17 protein-coding genes are annotated in these 22901 nt (G+C 40.0%); 16 read left to right on the top strand and 1 reads right to left on the bottom strand.

Annotation, left to right across the window (positions count from 1 at the left end; translation table 11 throughout):
- Positions 1 to 13 precede the first annotated feature (13 nt).
- Positions 14 to 895 carry a LysR family transcriptional regulator gene (locus NST18_RS05840; RefSeq protein WP_003397454.1) on the bottom strand — a complete coding sequence of 294 codons (882 nt, stop codon included), beginning with the start codon at positions 893 to 895 and terminating at the stop codon, positions 14 to 16.
- A 136-nt stretch (positions 896 to 1031) separates the two neighbouring features.
- Here NST18_RS05840 and NST18_RS05845 point away from each other — a divergent pair, with 136 nt between their 5' ends.
- The 16 genes from NST18_RS05845 to NST18_RS05920 all read left to right on the top strand — a co-directional run bounded on the left by NST18_RS05845 (position 1032) and on the right by NST18_RS05920 (position 22891).
- Positions 1032 to 2813, top strand: a complete 1782-nt coding sequence (locus NST18_RS05845) for an assimilatory sulfite reductase (NADPH) flavoprotein subunit (protein ID WP_128356777.1) — start codon at positions 1032 to 1034, stop codon at positions 2811 to 2813.
- 11 nt (positions 2814 to 2824) lie between these two features.
- Complete coding sequence (cysI, locus tag NST18_RS05850) at positions 2825 to 4540, top strand: assimilatory sulfite reductase (NADPH) hemoprotein subunit (RefSeq protein WP_340721284.1); 1716 nt, start codon at positions 2825 to 2827, stop codon at positions 4538 to 4540.
- 111 nt (positions 4541 to 4651) lie between these two features.
- The gene (locus tag NST18_RS05855; protein WP_004890888.1) at positions 4652 to 4969 is read left to right on the top strand and encodes a YbjQ family protein; all 318 of its coding nucleotides are present in this window, start codon (positions 4652 to 4654) and stop codon (positions 4967 to 4969) included.
- Positions 4970 to 5524: 555 nt separating this feature from the next.
- Positions 5525 to 6097, top strand: coding sequence for an NYN domain-containing protein (locus NST18_RS05860; RefSeq protein WP_035019232.1), 573 nt, complete (start codon positions 5525 to 5527; stop codon positions 6095 to 6097).
- Between the two features lie 60 nt (positions 6098 to 6157).
- Entirely contained in the window at positions 6158 to 6442 is a 285-nt protein-coding gene (locus NST18_RS05865) for a type II toxin-antitoxin system HicB family antitoxin (RefSeq protein ID WP_004890881.1), read from the top strand.
- 279 nt (positions 6443 to 6721) lie between these two features.
- The gene (locus NST18_RS05870; protein ID WP_340721285.1) at positions 6722 to 9592 is read left to right on the top strand and encodes an SNF2-related protein; all 2871 of its coding nucleotides are present in this window, start codon (positions 6722 to 6724) and stop codon (positions 9590 to 9592) included.
- Positions 9577 to 11343 carry a site-specific DNA-methyltransferase gene (locus NST18_RS05875; RefSeq protein ID WP_445290562.1) on the top strand — a complete coding sequence of 589 codons (1767 nt, stop codon included), beginning with the start codon at positions 9577 to 9579 and terminating at the stop codon, positions 11341 to 11343. Before NST18_RS05870 ends, NST18_RS05875 begins: the two co-directional genes overlap by 16 nt.
- Before the next feature lie 12 nt (positions 11344 to 11355).
- On the top strand, positions 11356 to 14025 hold the full coding sequence (locus tag NST18_RS05880) for a DEAD/DEAH box helicase (RefSeq protein ID WP_340721287.1): 2670 nt from the start codon (positions 11356 to 11358) through the stop codon (positions 14023 to 14025).
- 149 nt (positions 14026 to 14174) lie between these two features.
- Positions 14175 to 16079: an ATP-binding protein gene (locus NST18_RS05885; protein WP_064213978.1), complete on the top strand. Its 1905-nt coding sequence runs from the start codon at positions 14175 to 14177 to the stop codon at positions 16077 to 16079.
- Between the two features lie 163 nt (positions 16080 to 16242).
- Positions 16243 to 16560: a YbjQ family protein gene (locus tag NST18_RS05890; RefSeq protein ID WP_004890869.1), complete on the top strand. Its 318-nt coding sequence runs from the start codon at positions 16243 to 16245 to the stop codon at positions 16558 to 16560.
- A gap of 204 nt (positions 16561 to 16764) precedes the next feature.
- Positions 16765 to 18087 (top strand): radical SAM/SPASM domain-containing protein, encoded by a 1323-nt coding sequence (locus NST18_RS05895; RefSeq protein ID WP_003397449.1) that lies wholly within the window; start codon positions 16765 to 16767, stop codon positions 18085 to 18087.
- Positions 18088 to 18323: 236 nt separating this feature from the next.
- The gene (locus NST18_RS05900) at positions 18324 to 18602 is read left to right on the top strand and encodes an autorepressor SdpR family transcription factor (RefSeq protein WP_003397448.1); all 279 of its coding nucleotides are present in this window, start codon (positions 18324 to 18326) and stop codon (positions 18600 to 18602) included.
- A complete protein-coding gene (locus NST18_RS05905) occupies positions 18599 to 19225 on the top strand; it encodes an SdpI family protein (protein ID WP_064213995.1) in 627 nt (208 codons plus the stop codon). The genes NST18_RS05900 and NST18_RS05905 overlap by 4 nt, the downstream gene beginning before the upstream one ends.
- Entirely contained in the window at positions 19222 to 19989 is a 768-nt protein-coding gene (locus tag NST18_RS05910; RefSeq protein WP_004890864.1) for a YhfC family intramembrane metalloprotease, read from the top strand. The genes NST18_RS05905 and NST18_RS05910 overlap by 4 nt, the downstream gene beginning before the upstream one ends.
- 172 nt (positions 19990 to 20161) lie before the next feature.
- Complete coding sequence (locus NST18_RS05915; RefSeq protein WP_004890860.1) at positions 20162 to 21079, top strand: aldo/keto reductase; 918 nt, start codon at positions 20162 to 20164, stop codon at positions 21077 to 21079.
- 123 nt (positions 21080 to 21202) lie between these two features.
- Positions 21203 to 22891: a formate--tetrahydrofolate ligase gene (locus NST18_RS05920; protein ID WP_064213994.1), complete on the top strand. Its 1689-nt coding sequence runs from the start codon at positions 21203 to 21205 to the stop codon at positions 22889 to 22891.
- The last annotated feature ends 10 nt before the right edge of the window (positions 22892 to 22901 follow it).

Consider the following 22901-nt stretch of genomic DNA (forward strand, 5'->3'; position numbering starts at 1 on the left):
ATAGCCGTGCTCGTTACATCTTTTTTCGTTCGAGAAAATCAATAAATAAATGAACAATTTTTTTGCTTTTCATTGTCGGTGCATAAAGATAAGAAAACGTTCGGTAAAAAGGGGGGTGCTTTAAACAGACGATCGATAAGTGACCTTGTTTTAATTCACGCTCAATCACATGACGTGAAAGAAAGGCTAACCCGTTTCCGCGCATTAACGTTTCTTTAATTCCTTGATTGCTGCTGATGATCATGAGCGATTTAATTTTTAATCCATTTGAACGAATAAAATGGTTAAAGTATTCACGTGTGCCAGAGCCTAATTCGCGCGTAATCCATATTTGATTTTGTAGATCGCTTATACATACTTCTTGTTTGTGAACGAGCGGGTGATCGTTTGAAGCCACGATGACAAGCTCATCTTGCATGAATGGATAAACAGCCAATTCTTTTTCGTTCGTTTGCCCTTCAATTAAGCCAATATCGGTTTCATATGAACGGACAAGCTCGACGATCTCCTTCGTGTTGCCAATCATCACTTCGAAGTGTAGTTCTGGATAATCGTCTTGTAAAGAAAGTAAAAAAGAAGGAAGCACATATTCCCCGATCGTAAAACTAGCCCCGATTTTCAACGTTCCTTTCACACAATCGTGGTATTCTAAAATATCTTGTTTTGTTTGTTCGTACAAGGCAATCATTTTTTTAGCTCGATCGTAAAGTAATTCGCCAGTCGCTGTCACTTGTAGTTTTTTTGGCGAACGAATAAATAGTTTCGTTTGAAATTCTTTTTCTAAATTTTTAATGTGCAAACTGACGCTCGGTTGGGATAGATGGAGAATTTCCGCAGTTTTTGTGAAGTTTTTCACCTCTACTAAAGTCATAAATGTTTTTAATTCGTCGTACACAGCTATCGCTCCTTAATCATTAAAAAAATAAATAGTTCTGATAATTTATATTTATTTTACTAATTTTATTTTTTGCGGTAAAGTCAAATAAAACATACTTAATTTATAGGAATAGTAAAAAAACGAGAGGTGAAAGATGTTGCCGTTTCAAGTGACGAATAGCCCATTTAACGAACAACAAGTTGACTTGCTCAACCGACTTTGGCCGACATTAACGCCAGCGCAAAAGCTTTGGTTAAGCGGATATTTAGCTGCTACCGAATTTGCGAGCACAGCGGTACAGCAAGAAGCCCACGTATCGAAAGAAATAACGATCCTTTACGGCTCACAAACAGGAAATGCACAAAAATTGGCAGAAAAAACTGGAGAAGTACTCAAAAGCCATGGGTTTCATGTTCATGTTTTATCGATGCTTGATTTCAAACCAAACGACTTAAAAAAAATCGACACGTTGCTTGTTGTCGTTAGCACGTATGGTGAAGGGGAACCGCCAGATAATGCTTTATCATTTTACGAATTTCTCCATAGCAAGCGCGCACCAAAACTTAACCATCTGCGCTTCTCGGTATTGGCGCTTGGCGATACGTCGTATGAACATTTTTGTAAAACAGGAAAAGACTTCGATCAACGGCTAAAAGAACTCGGAGGAGAGCGGTTATACGAACGCGTTGATTGTGATGTCGATTATGAGGAAGCAGCGGCGAAGTGGCTTGATGGGGTGCTTAGTGAGTTGAATAAGCAAGGCGGGGGTTCCGTCACCGTCCTTCCCCAGCAGTCGCAAGTGAAACCTGTTTCTAACTACTCGCGCAAGCATCCGTTTCAAGCAGAAGTATTAGAAAATATCAATTTAAATGGACGCGGCTCGAACAAAGAAACACGCCATATTGAATTATCGCTCGAAGGTTCAGGATTGGTATTTGAACCAGGCGACGCGCTTGGTGTTTTCCCGAAAAACGATCCAGAACTTGTCGATCTCATTATTCAAGAAATGAAATGGAATCCAGACACACCGGTTTCTGTTGAAGGAAAAGAAGAATCGTTACGCGAAGTGCTGCTTTCCCGATTAGAAATTACGGTGTTAACCGAGCAATTATTGCAAACATTGGCTTCGTTTTCACGTAATCAAGCGTTTCATGTGCTCCTTTCTGCTGAGCAAGAAGTGAAAAGAAAGGAATATATGAAAGGGCGCGATGTGCTCGATGTTCTTCGCGATTTCGGTCCGTGGGATATGTCGCCAGATCAGTTTGTTTCTTCTTTACGTAAGTTGCAGCCGCGCTTTTATTCAATCGCAAGCAGTTTAGCGGCGTATCCAGAAGAAGTGCATATCACCGTTGGTGCAGTGCGTTACGAAGCGCACGGACGTTTACGTAAAGGTGTTTGTTCAACGTTTTGTGCGGAGCGCCTGCACATTGGTGATAAACTTCCGGTGTTTATCCATCACAATCCGAACTTTAAACTGCCGAAAGATGCGAATACACCAATTATTATGATTGGACCAGGTACAGGGGTTGCGCCGTTCCGCAGCTTTTTGCAAGAGCGCGAGGCAATAGGGGCGAAAGGGAAGTCGTGGCTATTTTTTGGCGATCAACATTTTGTGACGGATTTCCTCTATCAAACAGAGTGGCAAGCGTGGTTGAAAAATGGTGTGTTGACAAAAATGGATGTTGCGTTTTCACGTGATACAGATCAAAAAGTGTACGTGCAGCATCGCATGCTAGAACGAAGCAAGGAGCTGTTCCGCTGGCTTGAAGATGGAGCTGTCGTTTACGTTTGTGGTGATAAGCAGCATATGGCGCGCGATGTACATCAAACGCTTATTCATGTGATTGAAAAAGAAGGAAACATGACAAGCGAACAAGCAGAAGCGTATATAGCTGAGATGCAAAAACAAAAACGATATCAGCGCGATGTATATTAGGGGGGATATGAATGGAAAAGTTTGTATTAACACCACCAGATGGACCACCGAGCGATGTTGAGCGCATTAAACGGGAGAGCAACTATTTGCGCGGCACGTTAAAAGAAACGATGGAAGATCGCATTACTGCCGGTATTCCAGAAGATGATAACCGGTTAATGAAATTTCATGGCAGTTATTTACAAGATGATCGTGATTTAAGAGCAGAGCGGCAAAAACAGAAGTTAGAACCTGCATATCAATTTATGATTCGCGTTCGTACGCCAGGCGGAGTAGCAACACCAGAACAGTGGCTTGTGATGGATGAACTAGCAAGAAAATACGCCAACGGGACATTAAAGCTTACGACACGACAAGCGTTTCAGTTTCATGGTGTATTGAAATGGAATATGAAAAAAACGCTTCAAGCGATTAATGATGCCCTACTTACAACGTTGGCGGCATGTGGCGATGTGAATCGAAACGTTATGTGCAACCCAAATCCGTACCAGTCAGAAGTGCATGCGGAAGTGTATGAATGGGCGAAAAGGTTAAGTGACCATTTATTGCCACAAACAAGGGCGTATTACGAAATTTGGTTGGATGAAGAAAAAGTAGCCGGTACACCAGAAATAGAGCAAGAGCCGATTTACGGACCGCTTTACTTGCCACGGAAATTTAAAATCGGCATTGCCGTCCCACCGTCAAACGATGTCGATGTGTTTTCGCAAGACCTTGGTTTTATTGCGATTGTCGAACAAGGAAAGCTCGTTGGTTTTAATGTAGCGATCGGTGGGGGGATGGGAATGACGCATGGCGATCGTACGACATATCCACAGCTAGCAAAGGTGATCGGTTTTTGTAAACCTGAACAAGTTATTGATGTCGCCGAAAAAGTTGTCACGATTCAGCGTGACTATGGGAATCGTTCTGTGCGCAAACATGCTCGATTTAAATACACGATCGATCGCCTCGGCCTAGAAGCAGTGAAGGCTGAGCTAGAGAACCGCCTTGGATGGAAGCTAGAGGAAGCGCGCCCATATCATTTCGAGCATAACGGCGATCGCTACGGCTGGGTTGAAGGGGTAAACGGGACGTGGCATTTTACCCTATTTGTCGAAGGTGGTCGGGTGAAAGATACAGATGATTATCCGTTAATGACAGGCTTGCGAGAAATTGCAAAAGTGCATACAGGGGACTTTCGCTTAACAGCTAATCAAAACTTAGTCATTGCGAACGTGCCAAGCGAGAAAAAAGAAGAAATTGATACGCTTATTAAGCAATACAAATTAACAGATGGGAAACATTATAGTGCTCTTCGCCGTAACTCGCTCGCCTGTGTGGCGTTGCCAACATGCGGATTAGCGATGGCGGAAGCGGAACGTTATTTGCCAAAGCTGCTTGATAAAATTGAAGAAATTGTTGAAGAAAACGGCCTTCGCGATGAGGAAATAACGATTCGTATGACGGGCTGTCCGAACGGCTGTGCCCGTCATGTGCTTGGAGAAATTGCGTTTATCGGCAAATCCGTCGGTAAATATAATATGTATCTCGGTGCGGCGTTTGACGGCAGTCGTCTTGGAAAATTGTATCAAGAAAATATCGGAGAAAAAGAAATTTTATCCGAACTTCGTACGCTCTTTTCTCGGTATGCGAAAGAACGCCTCCCTGGCGAACGTTTTGGCGACTTCGTTATTCGTGCGGGCATTGTGAAAGAAACGACAGATGGAAGGAACTTTCATGACTAAACAAATCGGCTTCCTGTTTGGGAGCCGATTCGTTTTTGGAGAAAGGATGATTTTAAACGGTGGAGAATATAATAAAGGAGTTCATTTTATTTATAGAAAGGGGTAATTGACATGATCGTTACAACAACAAATAGCATTGAAGGAAAGCAAATTGAGCAATACCTCGGTTTAGTGTCTGGTGAGGTGATTTTAGGGGCTAACGTCGTACGCGATTTTTTAGCGAGCATTACAGACATTATCGGTGGACGAAGTGGAACGTATGAAAGCAAGTTAGCTGAAGGACGGGACATGGCTGTAGAAGAAATGGTAAAAAAAGCGCGCAATATGGGAGCAAACGCGGTCGTTGGCGTCGATCTTGATTTTGAAACGTTGCGCGATGGCATGATGATGTGCATTGCGACAGGTACAGCGGTGAAAGTGAAGGAATAGGGAATGTGAGAAGAAGCGGAATCGGCTTCTTCTCTTTTAATTAAGGTAAGAAAACATTCTTGTTAGAAAGGTTTTCGGGGACTTGAAAGAAAAAAGCTCTCTTGGTATGAAGAGGGGGTGCCGATGGAAGGTTGACCCTAACATCAGACGTACACAAAATTGCGAAATTGAACACTTGTGGTGAAGAACCTTTGTTTTTTTCTCGTGTATGCATGGCTTGGGGTGTCATGAATGATTGACAATACCGACGTAATATATAAAAATCACACAAAGCGTTCAGAAGAACAGGCAGTCATCGCCCTTGGTGGAGATGCGGGAGTGAAAGCCCGCCTGAAGTTTTGTGAATGAAGTCGATCCATAGCGGGAGGGGCTATAGATTTTTGTTTTACCACTATGCAATAGGCGAGCTCGTTACGTGACAAGGATGGTGTGTGTTGCCATTGTCGTGTTTTTGTTGTATAATTGTGCATAGAATAAACGCTGTCGTTCGTATGGATGGCAGGTCAAGAAGGGAGCGGCATCGTGTCGCTCCTTTTGTTTTTCATGTGGGGAGGGATGTTTTTGTATTCACGAATCGCCTTATTTATTGATGGCGGGTATCTTGACAACGTATTGAAATGGCATGGAAAAACAAAAATTGATTATGGTAAGCTTGCTGCAGCTATGGCTAACGACCACTTGCTTCTGAGAACGTACTACTATCACTGTCTCCCTTATCAATCTCCAAATCCATCTTCAGAGGAAAAAGAGTATTTTTCCAATGCTCAAAGTTTTTTCAAAAGATTGAACAGGCTAGAAGGCTTCACTGTTCGAGAAGGAAAACTTGCATTCCGCGGTATTGATGATCGCGGTTTCCCTGTGTTCGAGCAAAAGCGTGTCGATGTTATGCTAGCGACAGACTTAGTTATGCATAGTACGAAAAAACTGATTACGCATGCAGCTCTTTTAACAGGGGATAGTGACTTTTTGCCAGCGTTGCAAATTGCACAATCAGAAGGAGTGCATATTACTCTCTATTATTCTGATGAAAGCGACGACATTCGCCCGCATGATGAACTGTTGGATATTGTAGATGATCGGAGGTTGATCAATAAGGAGTTCATCCATAGCATTCAAAGAGGATCATGACATAGTGTATTACATTGGTCATTGAAACGAATCTATGCTCCAATAGAGAGGAAAGTGTATATGAAAAAAGACCGCTATATTTATCCGGCTATTTTCGATGATGGCAGTGACGGAATATCTGTGGAATTTCCTGATCTTCCTGGATGTTTCACGTGTGGCGATACAGAAGAAGAAGCGCTGCAAATGGCAAAAGAAGCGTTAGCATTGCATTTATACGGATTAGAACAGGAGAATGAAGTCATTCCGAATCCTTCAAAATTGTCGGACATTCCATACAAAAATAATAAAACCGTTGTCTTTATTGAAGTATGGATGCCGACTTTTCGACACGAAATGGAAGCTTAGCTATAAAAAAGACGTTAACGATTCCAAAATGGCTTGATGATTTAGTGGAAGAACAGTATGTGAACGATTCGCAAGTTCTGCAAGATGCATGAAAGAAGTATTTACGTATTTACGAGAGTGAAATGCCCTCTTCCTTGACAATGAGGGAGGGGGCTTGTAGTATTTTTAAAAATGATAAATATAGAAATGTCATGTTTTGTCGAATGTCTGTTCTTGTAAAATAATGTCGGATATAATAAGACATAGATAGGTTGTTCGGATATATAGGGGGTTTTTGTAGTGACAACACCATATCAAAGCCAATACTTTGCTTACGAATTAACTAGGCAACATTCTTCCCACTCGATCGGTCGGTTAAGCCAGTCTTTAATTAACGCGACAGTTGATTTAAACCCTCATCAGGTAGAGGCGGCTTTATTCGCTTTTCGCGCCCCGCTTGAGAGAGGAGCGATTTTAGCCGATGAAGTAGGATTAGGAAAAACGATCGAAGCAGGGCTCATTATTAGTCAATTGTGGGCAGAACGAAAGCGCAGTATCCTTATTATTGTACCGCCACCACTAAGGAAGCAGTGGAATCAAGAACTTTGGGAGAAATTTTATATTCCGTCGATCATTTTGGAAAGTAAAAACTTTAATGAAATGGTGCGTTCAGGTCATCGCAACCCTTTCTTGCAGCAAGATCAAATTGTCATTACTTCCTACCAATATGCACGAAATAAAGCGGATATGTTACGAAAAGTAAATTGGGATTTAATTGTTTTCGATGAAGCCCACCGGATGAGAAATGTATATAAAAAATCGAACAAAATTGGCAGAGCTTTGCGTACGGCGACAGCTGGATGCCCGAAAATTTTGCTTACCGCTACACCATTGCAAAATTCATTGATGGAATTATATGGATTAATTAGCTTTATTGATCCGCATATTTTTGGAGATGAAACAACTTTCCGCCGCCAGTTTGCGCGCGGGGCAAAAGAAATGTCGGATGCGGATTTTCTCGATTTGAAACGACGCATTAAACCTGTTTGCCACCGGACGTTGCGGCGGCAAGTAACGGAGTATGTCAACTACACGCAACGCATCCCGATTACGCAAGAGTTTATGCCGACGAACAATGAATGGGAATTGTACGAAAAAGTATCGGCGTATTTGCAGCGGGAACAACTTTTTGCGTTGCCAACAAGCCAGCGGGCGCTAATGACGTTAGTTGTCCGAAAATTGCTTGCTTCTTCTTCGTTTGCAATTTCTGACACACTGCATTCTCTCATCAAACGATTGGATCAATTATTGATCGAGCTAGAGCGGGGTAAGCTTGAGACGGCGGCAGGATGTTTTGACGTTTACGAAGATGTTGATGAATTCAACGAAACAATGGAAGAGTGGGAAGAAGAACAATCAGCACATAGTATTGACTTATCGCTCAATGAAATGAAGCGGCTCATCTTACAGGAAAAACAAGAATTAGAACAATACTATGCGCTAGCGAAATCGATTCGTGAAAACTCAAAGGCAGAAGCGTTGTTAATCGCTCTCGAAAAAGGATTTGAGAAATTAAAAATGATAGGCGCGAATGAAAAAGCAGTTATTTTTACCGAATCACGCCGAACGCAAGCGTATTTGCGCGAATTTCTTGAACGCAATGGGTATGCAGGGAAAATCGTATTATTTAATGGGAAAAATGAAGATGAACAGTCAAAACAAATTTATGCACAGTGGCTAGAAAAACATCAGCACAGCGACAAAATAACTGGCTCAAAAACAGCGGATATGCGGGCAGCTCTTGTAGAGTATTTTAAAGAGCAGGCATCGATTATGATTGCAACAGAATCAGCATCAGAAGGAATTAACCTGCAATTTTGCAGCTTAGTTGTGAACTATGATTTGCCATGGAATCCGCAGCGGATTGAACAGCGGATCGGTCGCTGCCACCGTTACGGCCAAACGCATGATGTTGTCGTGATTAACTTTTTAAACCACAAAAATGAAGCGGATAAAAAAGTGTATGAAATTCTTTCTGAAAAGTTCCGGCTGTTTGAGGGAGTTTTTGGCTCTTCGGATGAGGTGCTAGGCGCGCTTGAATCCGGTGTCGATTTTGAAAAGCGAATTCAACAAATTTATCAAACATGCCGCACAGCCGAGGAAATCGAGCAAGCATTTAAACATTTGCAAGCAGAGCTAGATGAGCAAATTCAATTAAAAATGAAAGAAACGCGTATGCACTTGTTAGAGAATTTCGACGATGAAGTGCGGGAGAAGCTACGAGATCATTACCATCAAACAAATTTGCATCTCAATCGGATGGAGCGCTATCTCTGGGGTTTGTCTAAGTATGAAGGTGCAAAAGAAGCGATATTTGATGATGAAACGTTAAGCTTTACGAAAGATGATGAAACGTACCAAATGATATCGCAAGCGAAAAAACAAGATCGTTCAAACGTCCATCATTATCGTTTTTCTCATCCATTGGCGCAAAAATGGATCGAACAGACAAAAAGCCGCCAGCTTATCCCAAAAGAAATTACTTTCCGCTATTCAGATTATGAGGGAAAAGTGACGATTTTGGAACAATTGATTGGGAAAGAAGGATGGCTGTCGTTAGATTTGCTTCACGTCCAATCGTTGGAAAACGAGCAGCATTTTATTTTTTCAGCAATTGATTTAGAAGGGGAGCAACTTGATCAAGAAATTTGTGAAAAAATGTTTGAGTTGCCTGCTGTGGAAGGAGAAGAAATCGAACTTTCCGAATCAATCGGAAATACGCTTCAGCGTATTAGCGAAGCACAGCAACAATCGATTTTAAATGACATTATGGAGCGGACATCCACTTATCTCGACGCGGAATTAGAAAAATTGGAAAAATGGTCACAAGACTTGAAAAATAAGCTCGAAAAAGATATAGATGAAGTGACGGTGGAAATTGAACATTTGAAGCGGGAAGCGAAACTAACCCGCAATCTTGCCGAAAAGCTAGAAATGAACAAGCAAATTAAAGAGCTGGAAAAAAAGCGAAATGAAATGCGGCGAAATCTCTATGACCAGCAAGACGAAATTGATGAACAAAAAGATCGGCTGTTTGAAGAAATCGAGAAAAAACTCGAACAACGAACCAAGACAGAGCATCTTTTTACAATCAAATGGAGAATCGTATAGCAACAGGAGGGAGTACATTGGCACAAAAACTAGAGTTAACATGGATTGGCAAAGGCGAACAGCCAAAGCTCGAACCGCGCATTCTTCTTGAAGATCCGGAGCTTTCCTATCATGCAAAAGAACGAGTGACGGAAAATGATATTTTTGATAATCGGTTGATTTTTGGGGACAACTTGCTCGCGTTGAAAGCATTAGAGCAGGAGTTTACGGGGAAAATTAAGTGCATTTATATTGATCCACCGTATAATACAGGAAATGCGTTTGAACATTATGATGATGGGTTGGAGCATAGTATTTGGTTAACTTTAATGAAACATAGATTAGAGATATTAGCAAAGCTTCTTCATAATGATGGTTTGCTTGCAGTTCAGATTGATGATAATGAATTTGCTAGATTGTACCTTTTAATGAGCGAAATATTTGGAGAAAAAAACTTGAAAACAGTTGTGGTTAAAATGAGCGAGGCAAGCGGTGTAAAAATGGGATCAGTAAAGAGTAGTGGTTCTATACCAAAGCTAAAGGAGTATATTATTCTTGCGAAGAAAAACGGAGTGAAAAATTTAAATGTTGAATTAATTCCAAAGAGCGAATGGGATAACGAGTATAACTTATTTTTAGATAACTTCTCTCGAGAAGATAGAGCAATTATTGATGAAATAAGTAACAAGGAGGAAAAAAGTGATGACGATATCAGAACAATAGATGAAATTTGTTCAAAGATACAGTTAATATCTGTTTCTGAAAAAATAAAATCTTTGGGGATAAAACAGAATGAGCAAATGAAATGGAAATTTGACAATGCATGGAGAATTGTACGCACGGCTGCTTCAAAATCAGTATTTTTATTAACAGAAGAAAAGAAAAAATATATAAATCAAACCATTTTTTCTGTTTTATCTGTTAGAGACAAAGTGTTATATTTGGTTAAAAGTGATTACCAACCCACTTCTAAACAACCGCGTGTACAGCTTTTATTTGCGGATAGTAATTTGATGATACACCCTGGTGACTTATGGACAGATATAAAAACAACTGGATTAGAAGCCGAAGGAGGAGTATCCTTTAAAAATGGAAAGAAACCAGAGTCATTGATAAAAAGAATAATAGGGATGTCCACCAACGAAGGCGACTGGGTTCTTGATTCGTTTGCCGGTTCTGGTACGACCGGGGCGGTGGCGCATAAAATGGGGCGTCGCTGGATTATGATTGAGCTTGGTGAGCATTGCCATACGCATATTATTCCCCGAATGAAACGGGTTATTGATGGAACGGATCAAAGCGGAATTAGTAAAGCGGTGAATTGGCAAGGCGGAGGCGGCTTCCGCTATTACAAGCTGGCGCCAAGCCTGTTAAAGAAAGATAAATTTGGCAATTGGATTATCAATCCGGAATACAATGCGGAAATGCTGGCGGAAGCGATGTGCAAACATGAAGGATTTACGTACAATCCAGACCCGGAAGTGTTTTGGAAGCAAGGTCAATCGACAGAAAATGATTTTATTTTCACAACAACGCAGCTTGTCACTCACCAAATGGTCGCTGGCATTGTAGAACAAATGAAAGAAAATGAAACGCTGTTAATTTGCTGCAAGGCATACAATGTCAATGTCGATGAATTTCCGCAAATCACCATTAAAAAATTGCCACAAGCAATTTTAAATAAATGCGAATTTGGCCGTGATGATTACAGCTTGAATGTAAATAATTTGCCAATGAAAGAAAGAGAACCAGAACAATTGGAGCTATTTTAGGGGGAAGAGGTCATGAATCGTATCGTTAACGCTATTTCATCCCGTCTTAGCCTGCGCAAACCACAGAAAGAGTCGTTAGAAATTCTTGCCGAAGTGATTGAGCACTTCGGCTTAAATAAACAAAACGATCCCCAATCATTACAAGAGAAGTTATCTGCTGTTAACGCGAACTTTCCAAGCGTAACAGATTTTGAACGCGAATTTCCTTCGCTCTGCTTTGCTTTGGCAACAGGCGTCGGGAAAACACGGCTGATGGGGGCGTTTATTGCTTATTTACATATGGCGAAAGGAATTCGCAACTTTTTTGTGTTAGCACCGAACTTAACGATTTATGAAAAATTAATTCAAGATTTTACACCAAATACACCAAAGTATGTATTTAAGGGGCTTTCATCGTTCGCAAATAAACAGCCAAATATTATTACAGGGGATAACTATGAACAACAAGCCCTCTTTTTAGAAGATCCTCTAGCTGTAAATATTAATATTTTCAATATATCTAAGATTAACAGCGAAGTAAGGAGCGGAAAATCGCCGCGTATTAAACGGTTAAGTGAATATTTAGGACAGAGCTATTACGATTACTTAAAATCGCTTCCTGACCTCGTGCTATTAATGGACGAATCGCATCGTTATCGCGCAACGGCAGGGGTAAAAGCAATTAACGAATTAAATCCGATTCTTGGTTTGGAATTAACTGCGACCCCGCAAGTCGAGAGCGGAAGCAAAACGATTCCGTTTAAAAACGTGATTTACAGCTACCCTCTTTATAAAGCGATGGAAGATGGGTATGTAAAAGAACCTGCGGTTGCCACGAGAGAAAACTTTAATCCAGAGAAATTAAATCAGGAGCAGTTAGAACGGTTAAAACTTGAAGACGGCGTTCGAGTTCATGAGGAAACAAAACTAGAATTAGAACTATATGCTCGTGAAAACAACGAAAAATTAGTTAAGCCGTTTATTCTTGTTGTGGCTCAAGATACGAAACACGCAGAAGATCTCATGAATATGATGGAAAGCGACGACTTTTTTGAAGGACGTTATAAAGGAAAAGTCATTACCGTTCATTCCAATCAGCGTGGGGAAGAAAAAGATGAAACAATTAAAGAACTGTTAGCACTTGAAGATCCTCATTCAAAAGTAGAAATTGTTATCCATGTGAATATGTTAAAGGAAGGTTGGGACGTCACCAATTTATATACGATTATTCCACTTCGTGCGGCAAATTCAAAAACGTTAGTTGAACAATCGATTGGCCGCGGTCTTCGTCTTCCGTATGGTAAACGTACAGGTGTGCCGGCAGTTGATCGTTTAACGATTATTGCCCATGATAAATTCCAAGAAATTATTGATGAAGCGAACAACCCTACTTCGATTATCCGCCGAGGTGTTGTTATTGGTCGTGATATAGCACAGACGGAGAAAAAAATGGTTGTCGTTGAATCAAACGTAGAAGCTACGCTCATTGAGCAACTTGTCGGTGAAAATAAACCTGTTACTCCTGAGGAAGAAACGAAAATGGAACTAAAGAAAAGTATTGCAGAAACTGTGGTGAAAACGATTGCGAATAAACAAACGTTGTATAGTTCCAAGCAATTAAAAGACCCGTCAGTCCAACAGCAGATCATTCATGAAGTCAATGAGCTTTACGCATCGTCTCAGTTGTCCTTATTTGAAGAGGAGCCGCAAAAAATAGTGGAAAACATGGTGGCAAAGGCGGTTGAATTAATTCCTGATTTGTCGATTGAAATTCCAAGGGTGATTTTACAACCGACGGGCGACATTTCATGGGGGTATTACGATTTTGATTTAGATTGTAGTGCGATTCCGAAATTGCAACCAGTTGCGGAAAATATTTTAATTGAGCATTTACGTACTCATGAACGGGAATTATTACAAATCAAAAAAGACGTCCAAGGAACAGAAGAGCATTTAGAAAATTATATTGTGTTTCATCTCATAGATTATCCGAACATTTCGTATGATGACCATGCGGAATTGTTATATAAACTATCAGGACAACTCATTGATTATCTTCGTAGTTATTTGAAAGAGGATGATGTAAAAAATGTTGTTATTTACAATGCACAACGACTAGCTCAACTTATTTATGTACAAATGAAAGCACATTATTATGAAGAGCAAACGAATTATGAAGTGATTGTTCGGGTAGGATTCGACACATTAAAGAGCAACGTAGTAACCGTCGATGCTGATGAAGAAGTGCGCGATTTTCGCCAACCTATTACGAATAAATCCTCGATTCGTGGCATGTGCTTTGGCGGCTTTACAAAATGCTTATATCGAACGCAAAAATTCGAGTCCGACGCAGAACGAAAATTCGCTACCATTTGTGAAAGCGATCCATCCGTTTTAAAATGGCTGAAACCAACGCAAAACCATATCAAAATTTACTACAACCAGACAAAGGCATACATTCCAGACTTTATTGTTGAAACGATTGACAAAATGTATATATGTGAGATCAAAGCGGCCAATAAAATCGAAGACGATAAAGAAGTCAAAGCGAAAGCGAAAGCAGCGATCACTTGGTGCCAACACGCCTCCAACCACGCCCGCGAAAACAACGGGAAAGAATGGATATACTTGCTAATCCCACACGATGATGTTGATTCGAATAAGACGATAAAAGGGTTGGAGGCACTATATAGACAAAATTAGCGAAGAAAGATACAGCTCAGCCATCCATTTACGACAGAAGTTGCTAAAACTTCTGTCTTTTTTTTGTTTTTAACGACAGAATTCGACAGATTTTTTTGTGGAATTTATTTAAGATAAGGGTGGATGCTTGTGAGGGGAGGTTTCAGAATATGAAATTACATAGTCTCTATTTAAAGAATTTTCGAGGATATAGGGAGGAAATGATAGATTTTTCTGAGGGTATGAATGTTATTATCGGCAAAAACGATATTGGTAAATCGACAATTATGGAAGCATTAGAAATATTTTTTAACGGTGAGAATAAGGATGCTCTAGTGAAACTAGAGGTAGAAGATTGTAATGTAAATAGTACAGAGAAAGTTATAGAAATAGGCGCATGCTTTACATTCGAAGAAGAGGAAATTACAGTAATAGACTCTTCTAATCCGACATCCCTGAAAGATGAGTATTTATTAAATAAAGACGGATTACTAGAAATTAAAAAAATTTGGGATTGCTCTAAAGATAAAATAACAGCTTCAAGTTTAAAGGTTTATTTAGTAGCACACTATCCAAAAGGAATTGATAAACCTTTGATTACTCTGAAGCAAGAGGAGTTAAGAAGAGAGTTGCGTAACATTGCTGAAGAGATTGATAATTATGATTTAGTTAATAAAAATAAAAACGCAGAAATGAGAAAGGCATTATATAAATATTTGGTAAATGAAAAGACTGAATTTGAAACAAGGTTTATTGAAATTCAAAAAATTGATAAGGATAGTAAAGATATTTGGGAGAAAATCAAATCAAATTTACCATTATATTTTTTATTTCAGTCAGATCGGAGTAACTCTGACAATGATAGTGAAGTGCAAAATCCTCTTAAAATTGCCACGAAAAAAGCATTAGCGGAGATGGAGGATCGATTAAACACTGTTGTAAAAGAAGTTGATGAAAAGGTTTCGACTATTGCAGAAAATACTATTAATAAATTAAAAGATTTCAATGGTCAAATTGCAAATAGGCTAAAAACTAAGCTTAATCATAAACCTTGGGATTCCTTATTCTCTTTCCAACTAGAAAGTGACGATGGTATTGCATTAAATAAGCGGGGAAGTGGTATTAGGAGATTAATTCTTATAAGTTATTTTCGTGCTGAAGCGGAAAGAATTGCGGAAGAAAGAAATAATAAGAATATTATCTATGCAATAGAAGAGCCTGAAACTTCTCAACACCCAAACTTTCAAAGGATGATTATTGACTCGCTCCTAAAAATTAGTTCGGATGATAAGCATCAAGTTATTATCACAACTCATACACCAGAAATTGCAAAAATGGTAAATTTGGATAGTTTGATTTTTATAAGTAAAGATGAATATGGTCCTAAAATAGTGAGAGAAGAAGAAGAAAAGCTGAAGGGGATAGTCAAATCACTAGGAATTTTACCAACTATTGAATCAAAGGTAGTTATTTGCGTTGAAGGGGAAAATGATATTAACTTTATAAGAAATATTAATCAAGCTATTGATGATTTCAAAAGTATAATAGATTTAGAAAAAGCCAATATAAGCATGATTGGAATGAAAGGGAGTAACCTAGTAAACTGGGTAAATAGAAACTATTTAAAAAATTCAAATGTTATTGAGTTTCATCTCTATGACAATGATAGGGAGGATTATAGAAAAACAATAGAGGAGATTAAAGCTAATAATGATGGAAGAAGGTTTGGAGAAATAACTTCAAAACGCGAAATGGAAAATTATATTCCACCAGAATTGATTGAAGAAGAGTTTGGTATAAATTTAGACTTAGAAAAAATGAATTGGGATAATGTAGATGTACCAAAGCTTTTGGTAAGTAAAATTATGCAACATATCAAATGTTCCAAGAAAAGAGAAGAAGCTATAAAAGGGTGCTTGAATGGACAGCTTTCTAAGAAAATTACAAAAGAACATTTAATCTATTGCAATAGCTATGAAGAAATAAAATCATGGTTTGAACAAGTAGCGTATTTATACAATAAAAATTGGTATGAACAGCTTCTTCAATCTCCTACAACTTCTTTAAACAATTAATATTTATGTTCGAGAGGATAGTGTTACTGTTCGCCTATCGAGTACGGTACCTCTGCATTGCGATCCAAAAAGTAGATAATATAAAATCGGTTTGGTTTCGGTGCCTGTCACCTGTCGACGATAAAGGGGCAAATTTTATTTTTTATAGAAAGGAGTTATTCACATGATCGTTACAACAACAAATAGCATTGAAGGAAAGCAAATTGAGCAATACCTCGGTTTAGTGTCTGGTGAGGTGATTTTAGGGGCTAACGTCGTACGCGATTTTTTAGCGAGCATTACAGACATTATCGGTGGGCGAAGTGGAACATACGAAAGCAAGTTAGCTGAAGGTCGAGACATGGCTGTAGAAGAAATGGTAAAAAAAGCGCGCAATATGGGAGCAAATGCAGTAATTGGTGTCGATCTTGATTTTGAAACGTTGCGCGATGGCATGATGATGTGCATTGCGACAGGTACAGCGGTGAAAGTGAAGGAATAGGAAATTTTGGGGAGAAGCCAAGTCGGCTTCTTTTTTCTTTTTTACGGTTGAGCGTGTATTCAAAATTTCGTTGAGAAACTGACATACAATGTTCAATGATGAACGAATTCTAAAGTGCATATATTTTTTACAATAAAGATTGTGATACATTCAACAGAATAAAGAGACGTTTTTCGTTAAAATGAGGCGAGGAGAGTGAGTGAGATGAGGTGGGTTCCTTCACGATTTAATGCAATCTCGCATACAGATTCAGGTGAAATGATCATTTACAATAGTTATACAGGTGCCATTGTGGCAGTTGATGAACAAGAAAAGTCTGAAGTATTGTATGCATTACGCAAGGGGATAGGCGATGAACGGGCTGATATCTTTCAAACGCTTGTACAATGTGGATTTTTAGTTCCAAACCAAACGGATGAAAGACGGCGAGCGCAATTTTTACATGCTTCCATGCATCGAACAGATGTCATGCATCTTATTATTTTACCGACTGAAGCATGTAATTTTCGCTGTACATATTGTTATCAGGACTTTGCCCGCGGACATATGAAACGGGAAATCATTGAAGGGTTGAAACGTTTTTTAGAACAAAATATGGCACGGTTACGACATTTAACGGTTAGTTGGTTCGGTGGAGAACCGTTATTGGCGCTTCACATTATTCAAGAATTAAGTGAATGGATCATTTCGTTAGCGGAGAGATATGGTGTAACGTATGAAGCGGACATCTCGACAAACGGTTACTATTTATCAAAAGAAACGCTGCAACAACTGTTACGTTATCACGTCCGTCGCTTTATGATTACCATCGATGGAGCAGAAAGGATCCATGATGCCCGTCGTTTTCTAGCGGATGGACAAGGTACGTATCATACAATCATGCAACATTTACGGGATATTCGTACGTTACACGACTCATTTGATATTTATCTTCGTCTGAACTTTGATGAAGCAAACATCGATCATGTTCCATCATTCCTTGCCGACTTAGCGCACGAATTTGCAGGGGATGCTCGTTTTCAATTGTTTTGCCGTCCAGTTGGAAGATGGGGTGGAAAAAATGATGAACATTTGCCGATCTGTGATGATCGCACAGCTGAAAGGAAAATATGGGAATTGACTGAACAGGCTGTAAAACAAGGGATTTCGATGAGTAAGATTATTGAGTCGATGCTTACACCTGGAGGGGCGGTTTGTTATGCAGCTAAGCCCCATTCCTTGGTAATCGGAACAGACGGACAGTTGTATAAATGTACGTGTTTTTTAAATGAGCCATATAATCATGTGGGTAAACTTCATACAGATGGAACGATACATATTGACTATGATCGTTTTGCATTGTGGGTGACGTCGGGCGAAGAACAAGATGAAACGTGCCAGTCTTGTTTTTTTCGACCAGCTTGCCAAGGGAATCATTGCCCGCAGTATCGAATTAGGAAAGGTAAACGTCCTTGTCCGTATGAAAAAAGAAAAATAAAACAAGTATTGCAACTTATTTACCGACAGGAGAAGGAGGTGATCCGATGAAAATTGTACGGCCAGCTGTTTCCCCAACAGCAACTTCAGCTTCAGGACGGTTGTCTAAATCTGTACCGGGCAACTTGAAATAATGGGGAATCAAGGTTTTCCTTGGTTCCTTTTTGTATATTGACTCATGTATAAAAAAGGGATATGATGTAATTAGAAATTTATCTAAATATCTATTTTTTTGAGTTATATTTAGACATTTATCTAAATATCTAAAAGAAAGTAGGTGAAAAAGGATGTCGTTTAACGAAGCGTTTAAAGCGATTGCTGATCCGAACCGAAGAAAAATTCTTTCTTTATTAAAAAAAGGGGACTTAACAGCAGGGGAAATTGCCGAACATTTTGATATGCAAAAGCCGAGCGTTTCCCATCATTTAAAAATATTAAAGCAAGCCGACTTAGTGGAAGATCGCCGAGTTGGTCAGCATATTTATTATTCATTAAACACAACGGTGTTCCAAGATTTAATGAGCTGGTTTTATGACATATTACAAAAAGAAGGTGATGAATCATGAAAAAGCATTCGCTTGTTATTTTTCTCATTATATGTAGCTATATCTTAAGTTTATTAGCCATTCCGTATTTGCCGAATGAGGTAGCCGTTCATTGGAACGTTGCAGGAGAACCAGATGGCTTTATGAGTAAATGGTGGGGCGCGTTATTACTTCCGATTTTGTTAACAGGAATTGTTGCTCTCATCGTCTTTTTGCCGAAAGTGGATCCACGCAAAGAAAACTACGAGAAATTTGAAAAAGTATATCGTATTTTTTTACATGTATTTGTTTTGTTTTTATTTAGCATACATGTGGTGACGCTTGCGTATAATATCGGAATTCCTGTGCAAGTCGATGTCGTTGTGCCGATTGGAGTTGGAATGTTGTTCATTGTCCTTGGCAATTATATGCCGAAAATTAAACCGAATTATTTCATTGGCATTCGCACCCCTTGGACGTTAGAAAATGAAGTAGTTTGGCAAAAAACGCACCGTGTCGGTGGAAAAGTGTTTGTTATCATGGGTGTATTGATTATGTTCACGATATTTGTAACAAGTGTGTGGCGCTTTATTTTTCTTATGATCATCGTATTTGGTGGCACGATGTATTTGTTTATCCAGTCGTATTTATTTTCGCGTAAATGAAAGGGGAGATCGATTTGGTTGGGATGTCTATTCAGTTGTTTCTTTCTTTGATTGTTCCTTTTGCACTTATCATATATGGACGAAAAAAAGGATGGCTTTCTTGGAAAGCGTTCGGTGTCGGCTTGCTTATTTTTGTTTTATTTTCACAAGTGTTAGAGAAGATGCTTCACTTTCTCGTAATTGATCCGAGCGGCACATCACTAAAAGGAACAAGTAGCGTTTGGGCGTTTGTCGCTTACGGAGCTTTAGCAGCCGGAGTATTTGAAGAGATAGGGAGATATGTTGGATTTCGTTTCATGTTAAAAAACAATCGATCGTATGGGGATGGGCTATCATTTGGCTTAGGACATGGAGGAATGGAAGCCGTGCTAATTGGTGCTTTTAGCGCTGTGAACATGATGGTCATTTCTCATCTCGTCGAAACAGGGCAGTTTGAGCAAATTGCTTCCTCTCTTCCTGCTACGCAAGTGGAGATGCTCAAAACTATGTTAAATCAGCCTGATTGGATGTATGTATTAGGTGGTATAGAGCGAACATTTGCGATAGTGATTCATGTTGCGCTTTCGCTTCTTGTTTTATACGGGGTTCGGAAAGGACAATTCCGTTATGTGGTGTATGCGATTTTGATTCATACGTTAATTGATGTAGTCCCTGCGTTATATCAAGTGAAAATCATTTCGAATGTTTGGGTGATCGAAACAATCTTTGCTTTTTTGGCAATCGCTTCACTTGTCTTCATTCGACGTATAGCAGAAAAATTTTAAAAACATATTGCATCGAAACGCGTTTCATACCTTATGCTTGCGTCAAAAGCATAAGGGAGGAGAATTTTATGGGTATATTGTATATTTTTATTTTATGTGTTATTGAGTTAATCGGAGCACAGTTCGCCATAGAAGCAGATTCAAAGCGAAAGTAAAAAGGGGGGATGGACAAATGAAACAAATAAACATTGGTAACTCTAGCCTAACAGCATCGGAAATTGTGTTAGGGTGCATGCGAATTTCGGGAATGTCTGTTTCTGAGCTATCGCGGTATATAGACGAAGCGCTTGAAGCAGGAATTACGATGTTTGACCATGCAGATATTTACGGAAAAGGGCGTTGTGAAGAGCTGTTTGGCGAAGTGCTTGCTTCTCGTCCGCATTTGCGCGGACGCATTCACATTCAAAGCAAATGTTCGATTCGTGATGGCTATTATGACTTATCAAAAGAGCATATTTTAGCATCGGTCGATGGCATATTGAAGCGACTTCAAACCGATTATTTAGACATGTTGCTTTTACATCGGCCGGATACACTGATGGAACCAGAAGAAGTAGCAGAGGCGTTTGAACGTTTACATGAAAGTGGAAAAGTTCGGCATTTCGGGGTGAGTAACTTCAATAGTATGCAAATTGAGCTATTGCAAGCATACGTTAAACAGCCGATTATCGCGAACCAAATGCAGTTCAGTATTATGCATGCGAATTTAGTGACAAGCGGCATTCAAGCAAATACGCTATTTGATGGAGCAATGAACCGCGACGGACATATTTTAGAATATTGTCGCCTAAAAAATATCACCCTCCAAGCATGGTCTCCGTTCCAATACGGCTTTTTCGAAGGAGTGTTCATTGACAACGAAAAATTTCCAGAAGTTAATGAAGTACTCGGACGGCTAGCGGAGGAAAAAGGAGTAAGCAAGTCAGCGATTGCTGTCGCTTGGATTTTGCGCCATCCAGCGAACATGCAAGTGATCGTTGGCACAACAAACTCTGCTCGCTTAAGAGACATTTGCCAAGCAAGTCACGTGCAACTCTCTCGACAAGAGTGGTACGAAATCTATCGTACGGCAGGTCATCGGTTGCCGTAATTGACGAAAACACTTTTTTGGCGATTGCTGAAAAAGTGTTTTTTCATTGCTTAAGCTCTGTCATCTTTTCATACCACCGTGCTAAAATAAGGGGGGATTATTTTTATACTGGGGGACTGAACGATGACAATGACGACGAAGATTAAAACAGACATTGAAATTGCCCAAGAAACGAAATTAAAGCGCATTCAAGACATTGCAAGTGAACTGGATTTGTTAGAAGAAGAGATTGAACCGTATGGGCATTATAAAGCGAAAATTTCCCTTCATGCACTGAAGCGGTTAGCGACGAAACAAGATGGTAAAGTCATCTTAGTGACGTCGATTAATCCAACGCCAGCGGGAGAGGGAAAATCGACGGTCACTGTCGGTCTTGGTCAAGCATTACATAAAATGGGTAAAAAAGTGATAATTGCGATGCGGGAACCTTCCCTTGGTCCGACGATGGGAATAAAAGGCGGTGCGACAGGTGGAGGGTATTCACAAGTGTTGCCGATGGAAGACATTAATTTGCACTTTACAGGAGACTTACATGCGATTACGACCGCGAACAACTCCTTAGCTGCGCTTATTGACAACCATATTCACCAAGGAAATGAATTACGAATCGATACGCGCCGCATCGTTTGGAAGCGAGCAGTTGACTTGAATGACCGTGCACTACGTAAAGTCGTGGTCGGATTAGGTGGACCGACGCAAGGCGTGCCACGCGAGGACGGATTCGATATTACCGTTGCCTCTGAAATCATGGCGGTGTTTTGCTTAGCAACCGATTTGCAAGATTTAAAGCGACGTTTAGCAAACATGGTGGTAGCATATAACGTGGATCGTCAACCTGTGACCGTAGCGGATCTTGGCGCCGAGGGAGCCCTCACACTTTTATTAAAAGATGCGCTAAAACCGAATTTAGTCCAAACGGTAGAACATGTACCTGCGCTTGTGCACGGTGGTCCGTTTGCCAATATCGCTCACGGATGCAATAGCGTTATCGCAACAAAAATGGCGCAAAAGCTTGGGGACTATGTCGTGACAGAGGCGGGATTTGGTGCGGATTTAGGTGCGGAGAAATTTTTACATATTAAAGCGCGCACGGCAGGAATTGAACCATCAGCAGTTGTCATTGTGGCAACGGTTCGGGCGTTAAAAATGCACGGCGGGGTAGGGAAACAACAACTAGCGAGCGAAAATGTCGAGGCATTAAAAAAAGGACTAGCCAATTTAGAGAAACATATTGAAACGATTCAAGCGTTTGGTTTGCCGTTTGTCGTTGCTATTAACCGTTTTATTACGGATACAAATAAAGAAATTCAAGCATTAACGGCATTTTGTGAAGAAAAAGAATATCCTGTATCGTTAACGGAAGTATGGGAAAAAGGTGGGGATGGCGGAATTGATTTAGCTCATAAAGTATTAGAAGTAATCGAAAATACAAAAAGCACGTACACTCCGTTATACGAATTAGATGAACCGATTACGGATAAAATTCAAAAAATCGCGCGCGATGTTTATGGTGCAAGCGACGTTTCTTTTTCTGACAAGGCGAAAAAGCAAATCGAACAATTTACATCGTTTGGGTGGGACAAGCTCCCGATTTGCATGGCAAAGACGCAATATTCGCTTTCCGATGACCCAACAAAGCTTGGCCGCCCGACCGATTTCACGATCACAGTGCGCGAATTAAAACCATCGATTGGCGCTGGATTTCTCGTCGCCTTAACAGGGGATGTCATGACGATGCCAGGCTTGCCGAAACAACCAGCAGCGCTTCAGATGGATATCGACGAACATGGAAACGCACGCGGACTTTTCTAAGTGAGCAATA

It is taken from the genome of Anoxybacillus sp. FSL W8-0104 (assembly GCF_038004465.1).
Taxonomy (GTDB): Bacteria; Bacillota; Bacilli; order Bacillales; family Anoxybacillaceae; genus Anoxybacillus; species Anoxybacillus flavithermus_G.

Coding starts and splice junctions, on each gene's coding strand:
- NST18_RS05845 (WP_128356777.1), top strand. CDS start 1,032: ATGTTGCCGTTTCAAGTGACGAATAGCCCATTTAACGAACAACAAGTT.
- cysI (WP_340721284.1), top strand. CDS start 2,825: ATGGAAAAGTTTGTATTAACACCACCAGATGGACCACCGAGCGATGTT.
- NST18_RS05855 (WP_004890888.1), top strand. CDS start 4,652: ATGATCGTTACAACAACAAATAGCATTGAAGGAAAGCAAATTGAGCAA.
- NST18_RS05860 (WP_035019232.1), top strand. CDS start 5,525: ATGTTTTTGTATTCACGAATCGCCTTATTTATTGATGGCGGGTATCTT.
- NST18_RS05865 (WP_004890881.1), top strand. CDS start 6,158: ATGAAAAAAGACCGCTATATTTATCCGGCTATTTTCGATGATGGCAGT.
- NST18_RS05875 (WP_445290562.1), top strand. CDS start 9,577: ATGGAGAATCGTATAGCAACAGGAGGGAGTACATTGGCACAAAAACTA.
- NST18_RS05880 (WP_340721287.1), top strand. CDS start 11,356: ATGAATCGTATCGTTAACGCTATTTCATCCCGTCTTAGCCTGCGCAAA.
- NST18_RS05885 (WP_064213978.1), top strand. CDS start 14,175: ATGAAATTACATAGTCTCTATTTAAAGAATTTTCGAGGATATAGGGAG.
- NST18_RS05890 (WP_004890869.1), top strand. CDS start 16,243: ATGATCGTTACAACAACAAATAGCATTGAAGGAAAGCAAATTGAGCAA.
- NST18_RS05895 (WP_003397449.1), top strand. CDS start 16,765: ATGAGGTGGGTTCCTTCACGATTTAATGCAATCTCGCATACAGATTCA.
- NST18_RS05900 (WP_003397448.1), top strand. CDS start 18,324: ATGTCGTTTAACGAAGCGTTTAAAGCGATTGCTGATCCGAACCGAAGA.
- NST18_RS05905 (WP_064213995.1), top strand. CDS start 18,599: ATGAAAAAGCATTCGCTTGTTATTTTTCTCATTATATGTAGCTATATC.
- NST18_RS05910 (WP_004890864.1), top strand. CDS start 19,222: ATGAAAGGGGAGATCGATTTGGTTGGGATGTCTATTCAGTTGTTTCTT.
- NST18_RS05915 (WP_004890860.1), top strand. CDS start 20,162: ATGAAACAAATAAACATTGGTAACTCTAGCCTAACAGCATCGGAAATT.
- NST18_RS05920 (WP_064213994.1), top strand. CDS start 21,203: ATGACAATGACGACGAAGATTAAAACAGACATTGAAATTGCCCAAGAA.